Origin of the sequence: Thermoplasma sp. Kam2015, assembly GCF_003205235.1 — an archaeon.
Taxonomy (GTDB): domain Archaea; phylum Thermoplasmatota; class Thermoplasmata; order Thermoplasmatales; family Thermoplasmataceae; genus Thermoplasma.
Map to the genome: position 1 here is coordinate 1 of NZ_QJSM01000053.1, position 622 is coordinate 622.

The 622-nt window shown below is 37.3% G+C and carries 1 protein-coding gene; it reads left to right on the plus strand.

The window, feature by feature from the left end; translation table 11 throughout:
* Positions 1 to 53: 53 nt before the first annotated feature.
* The coding region (locus DMB44_RS09155) for an IS200/IS605 family accessory protein TnpB-related protein (protein WP_201796964.1) at positions 54 to 622 on the plus strand (569 nt) is incomplete at its 3' end.

The following is a 622-nucleotide window of genomic DNA, read 5'->3' on the forward strand; positions in this document are numbered from 1 at the left end:
TCACAAACCAGCAGTGTTCTATTGATAATGGAATATTAAAATTCCCAAAAATCATGGATCTGGAGGTGAAGACAAGATTAGATGATGTAGATCTGAGGGAAGTGCAGATTATACCATTGGGCATCGGCTATGATGTGGAGATAGTATATTCTAAAGAGATATCAGACGTATCGGAGTTAAGTCCTAAGAGAATACTGGGCATCGATATTGGTGTGAGGAACATCGTAACCATTGGAAACAACATATCCGAAAAGGGTATTGCTGTCAAGGGCGGTGTTCTGAAATCAATAAACCAGTATTTCAATAAAGAGTTATCAAGATTGAGATCGATCAGTGACAGGCAGAGGAAAAACAGAGAGAATACAAAAAGGATAAACAGGCTGTATTTAACAAGGAACAGAAAAATAAAGGATATCATGCATAAACTATCAAAAGCAGTCATAGAATATGCCATGAATAATAGAATCGACACAATTGTAATAGGCCATAACAATGGATGGAAGCAGTCTGTGGATATCGGTAAGGAGAACAACCAGAACTTTGTGCAGATACCTTTCAATATGCTCATACAGCAGATTAAATACAAAGCAGAAGAGAAAGGGATCAATGTCATGATACAGGA